Annotated in this window: 13 protein-coding genes; 7 read left to right on the plus strand and 6 right to left on the minus strand. The window is 68.7% G+C overall.

All coding sequences use genetic code 11. The features are described from left to right. Positions 1 to 53 precede the first annotated feature (53 nt). The 5 genes from ACSDQ9_RS02535 to galK all read left to right on the plus strand — a co-directional run bounded on the left by ACSDQ9_RS02535 (position 54) and on the right by galK (position 7,976). Positions 54 to 1,349: a glycosyltransferase 87 family protein gene (locus tag ACSDQ9_RS02535; RefSeq protein ID WP_435143196.1), complete on the plus strand. Its 1,296-nt coding sequence runs from the start codon at positions 54 to 56 to the stop codon at positions 1,347 to 1,349. Then, the gene (locus tag ACSDQ9_RS02540) at positions 1,346 to 2,590 is read left to right on the plus strand and encodes a glycosyltransferase family 87 protein (RefSeq protein ID WP_435143198.1); all 1,245 of its coding nucleotides are present in this window, start codon (positions 1,346 to 1,348) and stop codon (positions 2,588 to 2,590) included. The genes ACSDQ9_RS02535 and ACSDQ9_RS02540 overlap by 4 nt, the downstream gene beginning before the upstream one ends. Before the next feature lie 114 nt (positions 2,591 to 2,704). Continuing rightward, positions 2,705 to 6,556: a multifunctional oxoglutarate decarboxylase/oxoglutarate dehydrogenase thiamine pyrophosphate-binding subunit/dihydrolipoyllysine-residue succinyltransferase subunit gene (locus ACSDQ9_RS02545; protein WP_435143200.1), complete on the plus strand. Its 3,852-nt coding sequence runs from the start codon at positions 2,705 to 2,707 to the stop codon at positions 6,554 to 6,556. A 3-nt stretch (positions 6,557 to 6,559) separates the two neighbouring features. Then, positions 6,560 to 6,742 (plus strand): DUF6104 family protein, encoded by a 183-nt coding sequence (locus ACSDQ9_RS02550; protein ID WP_435143202.1) that lies wholly within the window; start codon positions 6,560 to 6,562, stop codon positions 6,740 to 6,742. Positions 6,743 to 6,776: 34 nt separating this feature from the next. Continuing rightward, a complete protein-coding gene (gene galK / locus ACSDQ9_RS02555; protein ID WP_435143204.1) occupies positions 6,777 to 7,976 on the plus strand; it encodes a galactokinase in 1,200 nt (399 codons plus the stop codon). Positions 7,977 to 7,984: 8 nt separating this feature from the next. On the opposite strand, the gene ACSDQ9_RS02560 is transcribed toward galK, so the two are convergent. Then, positions 7,985 to 8,377 carry a hypothetical protein gene (locus ACSDQ9_RS02560; RefSeq protein ID WP_435143206.1) on the minus strand — a complete coding sequence of 131 codons (393 nt, stop codon included), beginning with the start codon at positions 8,375 to 8,377 and terminating at the stop codon, positions 7,985 to 7,987. A gap of 180 nt (positions 8,378 to 8,557) precedes the next feature. Between ACSDQ9_RS02560 and ACSDQ9_RS02565 the strand changes: the two genes are divergently transcribed. Next, the gene (locus tag ACSDQ9_RS02565) at positions 8,558 to 8,809 is read left to right on the plus strand and encodes a WhiB family transcriptional regulator (RefSeq protein ID WP_435143208.1); all 252 of its coding nucleotides are present in this window, start codon (positions 8,558 to 8,560) and stop codon (positions 8,807 to 8,809) included. 45 nt (positions 8,810 to 8,854) lie between these two features. Here ACSDQ9_RS02565 and ACSDQ9_RS02570 read toward each other — a convergent pair whose 3' ends face one another. Further along, positions 8,855 to 10,321, minus strand: a complete 1,467-nt coding sequence (locus tag ACSDQ9_RS02570; RefSeq protein WP_435143210.1) for a sensor histidine kinase — start codon at positions 10,319 to 10,321, stop codon at positions 8,855 to 8,857. Between the two features lie 112 nt (positions 10,322 to 10,433). On the opposite strand from ACSDQ9_RS02570, the gene ACSDQ9_RS02575 reads away from it, so the two are divergent. Beyond that, a complete protein-coding gene (locus tag ACSDQ9_RS02575; RefSeq protein ID WP_435143735.1) occupies positions 10,434 to 10,508 on the plus strand; it encodes a 50S ribosomal protein bL37 in 75 nt (24 codons plus the stop codon). A 70-nt stretch (positions 10,509 to 10,578) separates the two neighbouring features. On the opposite strand, the gene ACSDQ9_RS02580 is transcribed toward ACSDQ9_RS02575, so the two are convergent. From ACSDQ9_RS02580 to ACSDQ9_RS02595, 4 genes are all read right to left on the minus strand, one after another. After that, on the minus strand, positions 10,579 to 10,899 hold the full coding sequence (locus tag ACSDQ9_RS02580) for a hypothetical protein (RefSeq protein ID WP_435143212.1): 321 nt from the start codon (positions 10,897 to 10,899) through the stop codon (positions 10,579 to 10,581). Next, entirely contained in the window at positions 10,896 to 11,612 is a 717-nt protein-coding gene (locus ACSDQ9_RS02585) for a sigma-70 family RNA polymerase sigma factor (protein ID WP_435143213.1), read from the minus strand. Before ACSDQ9_RS02585 ends, ACSDQ9_RS02580 begins: the two co-directional genes overlap by 4 nt. Before the next feature lie 92 nt (positions 11,613 to 11,704). Further along, on the minus strand, positions 11,705 to 12,346 hold the full coding sequence (locus tag ACSDQ9_RS02590) for a GNAT family N-acetyltransferase (RefSeq protein ID WP_435143215.1): 642 nt from the start codon (positions 12,344 to 12,346) through the stop codon (positions 11,705 to 11,707). A gap of 26 nt (positions 12,347 to 12,372) precedes the next feature. After that, a complete protein-coding gene (locus tag ACSDQ9_RS02595) occupies positions 12,373 to 12,777 on the minus strand; it encodes an ankyrin repeat domain-containing protein (protein ID WP_435143217.1) in 405 nt (134 codons plus the stop codon). Between the last annotated feature and the right edge of the window lies 1 nt (position 12,778).

A 12,778-nucleotide genomic window follows, 5' to 3' on the forward strand; every position in this document is an offset into this window, starting at 1 on the left:
GGGCGTGGAGCACCTGGTTCACCGCCGCCCAACTCGACAACCCCCATTTCTTGGTGAAGCTGTGGTTGATCGCACGCATCGCGGTCTTCGCCGTCTGGCTGATCGCGGCTCCCAGCACCCAGGGCGACGTCGTCTACTACTACGACAAGGTGCGCGCCCTGTTCGAGGTCGGCCCCCGGCAGACCCTCGTGGAGTACCCGACGCCGGTCATCTGGCTGCTGCTGATTCCCTACTACCTGGGGTTCACGACCCGGCTGGGTTACGTGATCGTCTTCGTGGTGGTGATGCTGGCCCTCGACGCGTCGTTCGCACGCAGCCTGTGGGTCAACGGCGGACGACTGCGCGGGGTCGCCGTCGTCTTCTGGGTGGTCTTCCTGGCCTTCGTCGGCCCGACCGCCTACCTGCGCTTCGACCTGGTCACCGCCACCCTCGCCGGGTGGGCGCTGCTGGCGCTGGTCAGTCGCCACCACGGACGAGCCGGCGCCCTGATCGGTCTGGGGGCGGCCACCAAGCTGTGGCCGGCCCTGTTGTGGCCCGCGCTGCTGCGCGGTGATGCCCGGTCGCGGCTCAAGGCCACGGTGGCCGTCTTCGGCCTCGGCGGCCTGCTCGCCCTGGCCAGCCTCATCTGGGCCGGCTGGGACCGACTGCTGTCGCCCCTCACCTGGCAGTCCGGCCGCCACCTGCAGGTGGAATCGGTGTGGGCCACCCCGGTGATGCTGTGGCGCATCGTGCGGCGTCACGACTACTGGGTGGGCATCTCCAGCTTCCAGGCCTTCGAGATCTGGGGCCCCGGCGCCAACGCCCTGGTGGCCCTGGCGACGGTGTCGTCCTATGCGGGCTACGCCCTGGCGGTGGTCGCCTACGTGGCGTGGTTGCGCCCCGGGCGCGAGCGGCGCCGCATCGAGGGCGTGGTGCTGATGCTGATGGTGATCCTGGTCATGATCGTCACCAACAAGACCTTCTCGCCGCAGTACATCATCTGGCTGGGCGGCCCGCTGGCCGCCGGACTCAGCGTGTTGTCGGCCTCGGACGACCGCTCGGCCAGGCGACGGCTGCAGGACGAGCGTCGGCTCATCCGCACCGGTTCGGTGCTGCTGGCACTGACGCTTCTGACCCAACTGGTCTACCCCATCGGGTACGCACCGCTGGTCAAGGGGAATCTGGGCATGACGGCGGTCACCCTGGTGCTGGCCGCACGCAACCTCGGCATCGTCCTGCTGCTGGTGTGGGTGGTGCAGTGGCTGTGGTCGTTCCTGCGCCGCGGTGGGGATCGTCCGCCCGAGGGCAGCGATCCCGAACCGGCCATCGCTGAACGGGCCATCGCAGAACGGGAGGGACAGGCACCGTGAGGACGCTCGTGCGCGACGTGGTCGATGATCTGGCATTCGTGTGGCGACACTGGCTGACCTGGACCGTGCTGTGGGTGGTGACCCGCGCCTGGATGTTCGCCGACTGGTCGGAGCACTACCGCTTCATCTGGAACGACGTGCGCTACTACTACGCGTGGATGGCCCAGCCGGACCTCGGGATGAACCGACTCGTCGAGTACCCGGTGCCGGTGTTGTGGGTGCTGGGCCTGCTGGTGCTGCCCGCCCGCGAGGTCAACGACTACGTACTGCTGTTCGGCATCGCCATGGCCGCCCTCGACGCCATCTTCACGATCGTGCTGTTCAAGAGGGGCTCGATGAGGGCCGTGCTGTTCTGGACCGTCTTCGTGCTCGCGTTCGGGGGGCTGATCTGGTTCCGCTACGACATGGTGCCCGCGCTCGTGGTCGGCCTGGCCGCGCTCTACGTCACCAAACATCCCCGGGTCTCCGGCGCCCTGGTGGCCGCTGGGGCGTCGCTGAAACTGTGGCCGGCCCTACTGATCGCCCCGCTGGTCGGACGACACCGGGCCGGGATGGCGCGGTTGGTCTGGTTCGGCATCGCCGGCGCCGGGCTGGCCCTGCTGGCGCTGATCACCTCGTCGCCGGCCAGGCTCACCTCTCCCCTGACCTTCCAGAGTGACCGGGGCCTGCAGATCGAAGCAGTACCCGCCACCTGGCTGATGAGCCGACGCGTGGACGGCACGCAGTGGCGGGTCGACTTCAGCTCCCACAATGCCTTCGAGATCTTCGGGCCGGGTGTCGACCAGTGGCTGCAGCTGGCCGATCTGGCCATGGCGATCGTCGTGCTGTGCGCGCTGGGCATGGGTGTGATGGCCTGGTTCCACCGCTCCCTGCCGGCAGACCTGCTGACGCTGGCGATGGTCGCCGTGGTGGCGGGCATGTTGGTGGCCAACAAGACCTTCTCGCCGCAGTACCTCGTGTGGCTGGCCGCCCCCGTGGCCGCCCTGGTGGTCGAGGCCAAGTCCCGGCGGATGCGCACGCTCGGGGCGACGCTGGCGGTCGCCTGCATCGCGCTGGCCTGGCTCACCCAGCAGGTCTACCCCGTGCAGTACGCCGGCCTGATCGGCAACCCCCACAGCTCGGCCGAGGCCACGCACGTGCTGGTGGCACGCAACCTCGCCATGGTGGCCGTCTGGCTGCTGGCCCAGGGCGCGGCGATCGTCGCCCTGCTCGGGGTGCGGCGGCACCGGCGCGCGGACTGACACCGGAACGCCCCGCTTCTCGGCGCCGTCGGTTGGCCCAACCCACCGCGTTCGCTAGCCTTGCCTGAGGATCAGGCGCGGTGGCCTGACGGCGGCACTCAGCGGAAGAAGGCGATGGTGGCTCCCTCCACCTCAAACAGCATGTCCCACGACCCGGCAAGCGACTTCGGGGCCAACGACTGGCTCATCGAAGAACTGCGAGAGACCTACCAGACCAACCCGGACGAGCTCGACCCCAGCTGGCGCGCCTACTTCGACGGTGAGGCGGGTCGTGCCGCGGCTCCCACTCAGTCCGTGACCACCACCGCAACCCCGGCTCCCCAGGCCCAGGCTCCGCAGACGTCGGCCCCCCAGGCCCAGGCTCCGGCATCCCAGACCCCGGCCCCCCAGCCCGATCCGTCGCGGCCGGCGGCCAGGCAGTCGCCCGAGCCGGTGCCCGCCGATCCCAAGCCGGTGCCGAACTCGGCCAACTCCCCTCGTCCGGTGCCGCAGAACCGTCCCAACCGCCCGGCGGTGCCCGGCGCGTCCGGTGGACTGAGCGCCGATGCGCCCAACCCGACCCGTCGTCCGACCGTCGAGTCGCAGGCGCCGGTGACCACGGTGATGAAAGGTGCGCCGATGCGCACCGCGAAGAACATGGACGCCTCGCTGTCGATGCCGACCGCCACCTCGGTGCGCTCGGTGCCGATGAAGCTGGTCATCGACCAGCGCACGATGATCAACAACTTCCTGCGTCGCAGCAAGGGCGGCAAGGTCAGCTTCACCCACCTCATCGGCTACGCCATGGTGCAGGCCCTCAAGGCCGTGCCAGCGATGAACAACGCGTACGCCGAAGAGAACGGCAAGCCGGCGCTGGTGACCAACCCGGCCATCAACCTGGGGTTGGCCATCGACCTGCCCAAGAAGGACGGCACCCGTCAGCTGCTGGTGCCCAACATCAAGAACTGTGAGTCGCTCGACTTCAACCAGTTCTGGGGCGCCTATGAAGAGATGGTCGGCAAGGCCCGTCGCGGCGAGCTGACCGTGGACGACTTCGCCGGCACCACCGCCTCCCTGACCAACCCCGGCGGCATCGGCACCAACCACTCGGTGCCCCGCCTGATGATGGGTCAGGGCGTCATTCTCGGCGTCGGCTCCATCGACTACCCGCCGGAGTACCAGGGCAACTCCGAGTCGCGGCTCAACGAGTTGGGCGTGGGCAAGCTGACCACCCTCACCTCGACCTATGACCACCGCGTCATCCAGGGCGCCCAGTCGGGTGAGTTCCTGAAGAAGATGTACGAGCTGCTGCTCGGCCAGGACGGCTTCTACGACGACATCTTCAAGGCGCTGCGCATTCCCTACCCGCCGCTGCGCTGGGCCAACGACATCTCGGCCCATCGCACCAACCAGGTCGCCAAGGCGGCCCGCGTGGTCGAGCTGGTGCAGGCCTACCGTTCGTTCGGCCACCTGGCCTCCGACATCGATCCGCTGGAGTACCGGGTCGGCACCCACCCCGACCTGCAGCTGGAGACCCATGGACTGACCATCTGGGATCTCGACCGTGAGTTCGCGGTCGGACGTTTCGGCGGCAACCGTCGCGCCTACCTGACCCTGCGCGAGATCCTCGACATCCTGCGCGACTCGTACTGCCACACGCTCGGCATCGAGTACATGCACATCTCGGATCCCGACCAGCGATTCTGGTTCCAGGAGCGCATGGAGAAGGAGCACGTCACCCTTCCCCGCGACGAGCACCTGCGCATTCTCGACAAGCTCAACGAGGCCGAGATCTTCGAGACCTTCCTGCAGACCAAGTTCGTCGGCCAGAAGCGGTTCTCGCTCGAGGGTGGCGAGTCGGCGATCGTGGTGCTCGACGAGATCTGCGAGCAGGCCGCCAACGACGACCTCGACGAGGTCTGCATCGGCATGCCGCACCGCGGTCGACTGAACGTGCTGGCCAACATCATCGGCAAGAAGTACGGCCAGATCTTCGCCGAGTTCGACGGCAACATGGATCCCCGCAACTCCCAGGGCACCGGTGACGTGAAGTACCACCTGGGCGCCGAGGGCCAGTTCACCGCCCTGTCGGGTGCCACAGTGAAGGCGTCGGTGGCCGCCAACCCGTCGCACCTCGAGGCCGTCAACCCGGTGGTCGAGGGCATCGCCCGCGCCAAGCTCGACCGGCTGCGGTCGACGGGCGGGGTCTACCCGGTCGTCCCGATCCTGATGCACGGCGACGCCTCGTTCGCCGGCCAGGGTGTGGTCTACGAGACCATGCAGATGAGCCAGCTGCGCGGCTACAAGACCGGCGGCACCATTCATCTGGTGGTCAACAACCAGGTCGGCTTCACCACCTCGCCCGGCGAGTCGCGCACGAGCGTGTACTGCACCGATGTCGCCAAGGTGATCGAGGCGCCCGTCTTCCACGTGAACGGGGACGACCCCGACGCCTGCGTGCGGGCCGCCCGGATGGCCTACGAGTTCCGACAGGCGTTCAACAAGGACGTGGTCATCGACCTGATCTGCTACCGCCGCCGCGGGCACAACGAGGGCGACGACCCCAGCTTCACGCAGCCGCGCATGTACGACCTGATCGAGCAGAAGCGTTCGACCCGCAAGCTCTACACCGAGTCGCTGATCGGCCGTGGTGACATCTCGGTCGCCGACGCCGAAGAGGTGATGGACCGCTTCCGCACCCGCCTCGAGAACGTCTTCAAGGAGGTGCGCGAGGCCGCCCCCGACGCGGACGAGTACAAGAAGGTGCCGGTCTACCCCGTCAAGCCCGAGGGCTTCACCGGCACCGCCATCACCCCCGACGTGATGGCCGTGGTCGCCGGCGTGCACTCGACGTTCCCGGAGGGGTTCACGGTGCACCCCAAGGTGCTCCCGCAGCTCGAGCGCCGCGCCAAGTCGATCATGGAGGGCCCGATCGACTGGGCCACCGGTGAGTTGCTGGCCTTGGGCTCCCTGCTGCTGGAGGGCCGCCCCGTGCGCCTGACCGGCCAGGATTCGCGCCGTGGCACCTTCGTGCAGCGCTTCGCGGCGATCGTCGACCGGCACACCAACGAGTCGTGGGTGCCCCTGAAGCACCTGTCCGAGGGGCAGGCCACCTTCGAGGTCTTCGACTCGCTGCTCAGCGAGTACGCGGTGATGGGCTTCGAGTACGGCTACTCGGTGGCCGCGCCCGAGGCGCTGGTGCTGTGGGAGGCCCAGTTCGGCGACTTCGCCAACGGCGCGCAGACGATCGCGGACGAGTTCATCAGCTCGGGCGCGGCCAAATGGACCCAGAAGTCGGGCGTGGTGCTGCTGCTCCCCCACGGACACGAGGGCGCTGGCCCCGACCACAGCTCGGCCCGCATCGAGCGCTGGCTGCAGCTGTGCAGCGAGAACGCGTTGGCCGTCTGCCAGCCGTCGACCCCGGCCAGCCACTTCCACCTGCTGCGCCAGCACGCCTACGTGAACTGGCACCGCCCGGTGGTGATCGCCACGCCGAAGTCGATGCTGCGCAACAAGCTGGCCAGCTCGCGCCCCGAGGACTTCACCACCGGCAAGTGGGAGCCGGCGCTGGACGACCCGACCGTCACCGATCCCTCGAAGGTCAAGGCCGTGCTGCTGTGCTCGGGCAAGATTCGCTGGGATCTCGTGGCCGAGCGCAAGAAGCTCGGGCTCGACGGTGCGGTCGCGATCGTGGCGCTGGAGCGGCTCTACCCGCTGCCCGGTGAGGCACTGGCGACCATCATGGCCCAGTACCGTCACGTCGACGACGTGCGCTTCGTGCAGGACGAGCCCGAGAACCAGGGCGCGTACCAGTTCATGCAGCTGCACCTGGCCGATGCCGTCGCCGAGCACCTGCCCGACTACCGGCTGCAGTTCAGCGGGATCACCCGCCCGGCCGCCTCGGCTCCGTCGGTGGGTCTCACGAAGGTGCACCAAGCGCAGGAGGCCGAACTGCTGCACCGGGCCTTCGAGGGATTGCAGGGCTGAGCCGTGTACTTCACCGATCGCGGACTCGAGGAACTGGAACGTCGCCGCGGCGAGGAGGAGGTCAGCTTCGCCTGGCTCGCCGAGCAGCTGCGCACCTTCGTCGACCTGTACCCCGAGTTCGAGACGCCCGTCGAGCGGGTCGCCACCTGGCTGGCCCGCCTCGACGACGATGACGACGACGAGTGACGACCCGCGACACACGAGAACGAGGACAAGGCACATGAAGGACGTCGCCGCGCTGCAGGCTGCCCACCGAGACCTGGCCGGGGGTGAACCCTCCGTCATCTGGGCGGGCCCCGGGCGCGTCAACCTGATCGGCGAGCACACCGACTACAACGACGGATATGTGATGCCGTTCGCGCTCGAGCAGTGCGCGCTGGTCAGCCTCTCCCGGCGCGAGGACGACCTGCTGGTCGTCCGTTCGGTCGATCTGGACGAGACCCACGAGGTGGCCCTGGCGGATCTTCGTCGGTTCGACGCGCAGGACGCGGGCGAACGTGGCTGGTGGGACTACGTCACCGGCTGCGTGTGGGCCGTCAACGACTGGGCGTCCCGCACGGGTGCTCACGGTGGCACCGCGGTGGGCGTCGGCCTGACGGCCGTGCTCTCGTCCGATGTTCCCGTCGGCGCCGGACTGTCGAGCTCGGCGGCCATCGAGTGCGCCACCATCGGCGCGCTCTGCGACCTGTTCGGGCTCGACATCGCTCCCCTGGAGCGTGCGCAGTTGGCCCGACTGGCCGAGAACGCCTACGTCGGCGCACCCACCGGGCTGCTCGACCAGGCCGCCTCGACGCTGTGCACCGAGGGCAACACGCTGTTCCTCGACTGCCGCTCGTACGAGACGGACCAGGTGCCCATGGATCTCGCCGGCGCCGGCCTTGAGATCCTCGTGCTCGACACCAAGACCCCGCACAGCCATGTCGACGGCGAGTACGCCGAGCGACGGGCCAGCTGCGAGCGTGCCGCCGCCCTGCTGGGGGTGCCCGCCCTGCGTGACGTGACCGACCTCGAGGCCGCCCTGGCGACCCTCAAGTCCGACCCCGAGGCCGCACTGCTCAGCAAGCGGGTGCGCCACGTGGTCACCGAGGACGAGCGGGTGCTGCATGCGATCGATCTGGCCCAGGCCGGCGAGTTCGAGGCCCTGGCTCCGCTGCTGGACGCCTCGCACACCTCGATGCGCGACGACTTCGAGATCACGGTGCCGACCGTTGATCTGGCGGTCGAGTCGGCGCGGGCCGCGGGCGCTCTGGGTGCGCGCATGACCGGCGGCGGATTCGGTGGCTGCATCATCGCCCTGTGCCGGGCGGGCGAGGGCGACCAGGTCGGACGATCCGTCGCCGCCGCCTTCGAGGACGAAGGGTTCGCGGCGCCGGTGTGGTTCAGCGCCACCCCGGCCGCCGGGGCCCGACGCATCGGCTGAGGCCGACCTCAGTCGGTCAGACGCTGCGCCCTCACCCGGGCGAGCACACCGGCGACGGCCGTGGCCACCAACGGCACCAGCAGCGCCCACCACCACGGGTTGGCGTGGCGAGCGATGGCGACGACCACCAGCACGTGCAGCACGGCCGCGGCCACGACGGCTCCCGACGACCACCCTCGTCCCCGGACGGCCACGACCCCGATGGCGCCCACCATCAGGCCGTAGAGCAGCAGCATCGCGCCCACTCCGACCGAGAAGATGCCGTGCACCTGGGCGACCACGGCGACCCCGACGGCGACCAGCGCCATGGCCGCGAGCAGCGTCAACAGACCCGCGATCATCAGCGGTCGGCGGAAACCGGCAACACCGGCGGGCGCAGGGGTGGTTTCTGGGGGGGTCACCGGGATACTCTAGAGCGTTGTTCCCATGCAGTCGGCTCGTTTCCACTCGCCAGCATCGTCTCGGCGCTAGTGTGGCGTGAGCCCGGCCAGCACGTCTTGGTAGGCCCATGGGATGCCCGGCGAATCCGCAGGATTCGCAGTCGTCACGATGCCCCAGCATCGAGAAGGAGTCACACCGACATGGACTGGCGCCACCGCGCGGCATGCCTCACCGAAGATCCGGAGCTGTTCTTCCCCATCGGGAACACCGGCCCCGCCATCCTTCAGATCGAACAGGCCAAGGTGGTCTGTCGCCGTTGCGAGGTTCGCGAGCAGTGCCTCGCATGGGCGCTCGAAGCCGGTCAGGACCACGGCGTCTGGGGCGGCCTCAGTGAGGACGAGCGCCGCGCCATGAAGCGCCGCCAGGCCCGCTCGCGGTTGCGCAACTCCTGAGCCTGAATCACTCCCCCGCTCGACGCCCCATCGAGGACGTGACGCTCACTCCTTGATGGGGATCACGACCGTCGCCACCGCTCCACCACCGGAGTCCTTCGACCCGGCATTGGCCAGCGTGAAGCTGCCCCCCAGGTCAGAGACCAGGGTGTTGACGATGTTCAGCCCCAGGCTCGGTGAGGTGGCGATCGAGAACTCCGGGGGCACCCCGCGGCCGTCGTCCTTCACCTCGACGGTGAGTTGGGAACCCTCGCGCGTGGGCACCACCCGCACCTGACCCGACCCCTGCGCCAGGCCGTGCTCGACGGCGTTCTGGCACAGCTCGGTCATCACCAGCGCAAGGTTGGTGGCGATCGCGGCCGGCACCATGCCGAAGCTTCCCTGCCGACGGGCGTCGACGCTGCCCTGGGCGGCGGCGACGTCACCCACCATCCGCAGGATGCGGTCGGCCACGTCGTCGAAGACGACCGTCTCGTCGAAGGCCTGGCTGAGGATCTCGTGCACGACGGCGATGGCCTGCACGCGACTCATCGCGTCCTTCAGGGCGCCCTGCGCCTCCGACGACTGCATGCGTCGCGATTGCAGCCGCAGCAGCGCCGCCACCGTCTGCAGGTTGTTCTTCACCCGGTGGTGGATCTCGCGGATGGTGGCGTCCTTGGTGACCAGCGCCCGCTCGCGGTGCCGCAGCTCGGTGGTGTCGCGCACCAGCAGCATGGTGCCGAGACTGCCGTCGACATCGGTCAGTGGCACCACCCGCATACGAATGGTCGCCTGGTTCGACTCCAGATCGAGCTCTCGGACGACGGTGCCGGTCAGGTCGGCCGTGATCGTCTGCCCGAGCTGCGGGTACTTCGCGAGCAGGTCCTGGATCAGCTGCCGGATGTCGTCACCCTCGAGGTCGCCGACGTACCCCATGCGCCGGTAGGCCGAGATGGCGTTGGGTGTGGCGTAGCTGATGATGCCGGTGACGCTGGTGAGCACCATGCCGTCGCCGACCTTGGGGCTGATGGAGGGGTCCGACGGCGGGTACACGGGGAAGGAACCCTGCCAGACCATGCCCGACAGGATGTCGGCGGTCTCCAGGTAGGCATCCTCCAACGCTCCGGGTGCCCGCACGCCCATCCGGTTGGTGTGCCGTTCGACCACCCCGATGACTCGGTCATTGCGGATGATCGGGATCGCCCAGACGTCGACCGGAATGCCGGCCCGCAGTTGGTTGTCGGAGGTCTCGCAGATCTCCTCGGACAGGTATGCCTCGAGCACCAGGTGTTCGGGGTCGTAGCTGATCGACTCGCCCACGACGTCGTCCTCGAGGGCCGTCGGCCCGGTGTTCGGACGAATCTGCGCCGCCGCCCAGAAGATGTTGTCGTCGATGTCGGGCACCCACAGGATCAGGTCGGAGAACGACGTGTCGGCCAGCAGGTGCCACTCGTTGACGAACGCCTTCAGCCAGTCCATGTCGCCGGGCGCGAGATTGGTGTGGTCGGTGAGGATCTGACCGAGCGATGCCATGCCGAGGAGTCTAGGGCGCCCACCCGATTGGGTCTCGACCGCCCACCTCTGGCAGAATGACAAGTCGGACCAACGAGATCCCTTCGGGGATCTTCAACGAATGGAGGCTGCCATGGGCAAGGGTGGACGCAAGCGTCGCGCTCGTCGCAAGAACGCAGCGAACCACGGCAAGCGCCCCAACAGCTGAGCCGTCGTTCGTCGAACACCGAACACCCCCGCACCTCGTCGAGGTCGGGGGTGTTTCGTGTTCGGGACGATCAGCTGGTGGGTGCGTCGGGGCGGTGCATGGTCACCGACATCTTCATCACCCGCATGCGCAGATCGGCGGAGGCCTGCTGTTCGGGGTGACATCGCTTCACCAGCATCGTGATGGTCTGCTCGATGTCGAAGGTCTCCAGACAGCTGTCACAGGCGGCCAGGTGGCGACGGATGCCGTCCTCGGTGCAGGCGTCGAGCTCGTGGTGCAGGAACTCCTGCAGCTTCTCCAGCGCGACCAGGCAGGCGTCGTGCTCCTCGGGACCGTGCCCCTCGTGACCCACGACGTGCGGGTGGTCCTCGTGGCGTTCGGCGGCGCTCATGACTGCACTTCCTTGTTCTGCTTGCGATCCGTGTTGGCATCGGTGATCTTGCGACCGGAGGCGTCGTGGTCGAGCCCGATGCCGCGCTCGTGCGCCACACCGGCCAGCAGACCACGCAATTGCGAGCGACCGCGGTTCAGTCGTGACATCACGGTGCCGATCGGCGTGCCCATGATCTCGGCGATCTCCTTGTAGGCGAACCCCTCGACGTCGGCCAGCATGACGGCCTGGCGGAAGTCGGGCGACAACTGGTTGAGCGCCTCGACGATGTCCTGGTCGGGAATCTGCTCGAGCGCCTCGACCTCGGCCGAACGCAGGCCGGTCGAGTCGTGCTCGGCGGCGCGGGCCAACTGCCAGTCCTCGACGTCGTCGCCCGCACCACTGGTCTTGGGCTGACGCTGCGCCTTGCGGTAGGAGTTGATGTAGGTGTTGGTGAGAATCCGGTACAGCCACGCCTTCAGGTTCGTGCCCGGCGTGAACTGGGCGAACGACTGGAAGGCCTTCGCGTAGGTGTCCTGCACCACGTCCTCGGCGTCGCTGGGGTTGCGCGTCATGCGCAGCGCGGCACCGTACAGCTGGTCGAGGTACTGCATCGCATCGGCCTCGAAGCGGGCGGCACGCTGCTCGGGCGTCTCGTCCGCGACATCGGCCTCGGCGACGACGGAGTCTGCATGAGGGATCGTCACGACCGACGATTCTACCCACTCGCGCATGCTGGCAGGCAGACCCGTGGCGGTGCCCACGCTCGTCCGCTCGACAACTGCTGGTGCGCTCATGTCGATGTCAACGCAGGGACGAGCCCCGGTTATTCCGGGCGGCGGGCCTCCACGGCCTCGATCACCCCGGCGTGGCCGCGCCAGGCGTCGACCACGCGCGAGGACGGGTCGATGCCCACGTCGAGCACCCGGCCGGCCGCCCGGGCCGGTTCCAGCCGACGCTGCACGACCCAGGCGTGGCGACCGACCTGCCTCACCCGCTCGAACCCGTGGCGCTCGAAGAGTTCGACGGTGGCGGTCACCAGGCTGCGCGGGTCGACCTCACGGTCGTGGGTGACCTCGCTGATGGCCTCGACCAGACCCCCGCCCTCGTCCGCGATCAGGTCGAGCGCACCCTCGACGGCCGCCCGGGCGACGCCGAGTCTGCGGAAGCGGGAGCCCACGAAGACGCAGCACAGGCGCCAGTCGGGCGCCTCGGACTCCTCCGCGTGGGCCTCGTAGGTGCGGCGGTGCTTGACGACGGGCACCTCGTCCGGGCTGCCGTACTGGGCCCAGCCCAGACAGGTGCCGTCGGGGTCGAACACCAGCGCGGCACGAGCGCGCTCGTCGTCGTGGCGGTGCACACCCCCCTGTGTTGAGGCACCACGCGTGGTGGCGGGGTGCTCGGCCACCAGAGCCGAGTAGGCAGCCTGCGTCTCGGGCCCCAGTGACCGGATCGTCCAGGTCAGCATGCCCCCATTCTCGCCGCCCGAGGCCCTCAGGTGAAGAGGTCGGACCTGCCGAACATCTCGGCGGTCTGCCGCGCGGTCGGCTGCCCGAGGTCGGGATCGGCGCCAGCCGACAGCAAGGCGTCGATCACCGCCTGCTCGTCCTTGAAGACGGCCCCGGCCAGGGGCGACTGCCCCCGATTGTTGAGCGCGTTGGGGTCGGCCCCCCGATCGGCCAGCGCCGACACGGCGTCGGCGTGGCCGTGATAGGCGGCCAACATCAACAGGGTGTTGCCATCGGCATCGCTGAGATCGACCGGTGCTCCGGCGTCGACGTAGGCGGCCACCAGGTCGCCCTCGCCCGCACGTGCGCGATCGAACAACCAGTGCGCCAGCTCGTGAGGGTCGCTGCCGTCGGGCACAGTTTCGTTGGGAACAGTTTCGTTCGTCACCATC

The organism is Aestuariimicrobium soli, assembly GCF_051192575.1.
Lineage (GTDB): Bacteria > Actinomycetota > Actinomycetes > Propionibacteriales > Propionibacteriaceae > Aestuariimicrobium > Aestuariimicrobium soli.

Excerpts from the sequence above, each read along its gene's own strand:
- ACSDQ9_RS02545 (WP_435143200.1), top strand. The coding sequence starts at position 2,705 with ATGGTGGCTCCCTCCACCTCAAACAGCATGTCCCACGACCCGGCAAGC.
- galK (WP_435143204.1), top strand. The coding sequence starts at position 6,777 with ATGAAGGACGTCGCCGCGCTGCAGGCTGCCCACCGAGACCTGGCCGGG.
- ACSDQ9_RS02565 (WP_435143208.1), top strand. The coding sequence starts at position 8,558 with ATGGACTGGCGCCACCGCGCGGCATGCCTCACCGAAGATCCGGAGCTG.
- ACSDQ9_RS02570 (WP_435143210.1), bottom strand. The coding sequence starts at position 10,321 with ATGGCATCGCTCGGTCAGATCCTCACCGACCACACCAATCTCGCGCCC.
- ACSDQ9_RS02580 (WP_435143212.1), bottom strand. The coding sequence starts at position 10,899 with ATGAGCGCCGCCGAACGCCACGAGGACCACCCGCACGTCGTGGGTCAC.
- ACSDQ9_RS02585 (WP_435143213.1), bottom strand. The coding sequence starts at position 11,612 with ATGCGCGAGTGGGTAGAATCGTCGGTCGTGACGATCCCTCATGCAGAC.
- ACSDQ9_RS02590 (WP_435143215.1), bottom strand. The coding sequence starts at position 12,346 with ATGCTGACCTGGACGATCCGGTCACTGGGGCCCGAGACGCAGGCTGCC.
- ACSDQ9_RS02595 (WP_435143217.1), bottom strand. The coding sequence starts at position 12,777 with ATGGTGACGAACGAAACTGTTCCCAACGAAACTGTGCCCGACGGCAGC.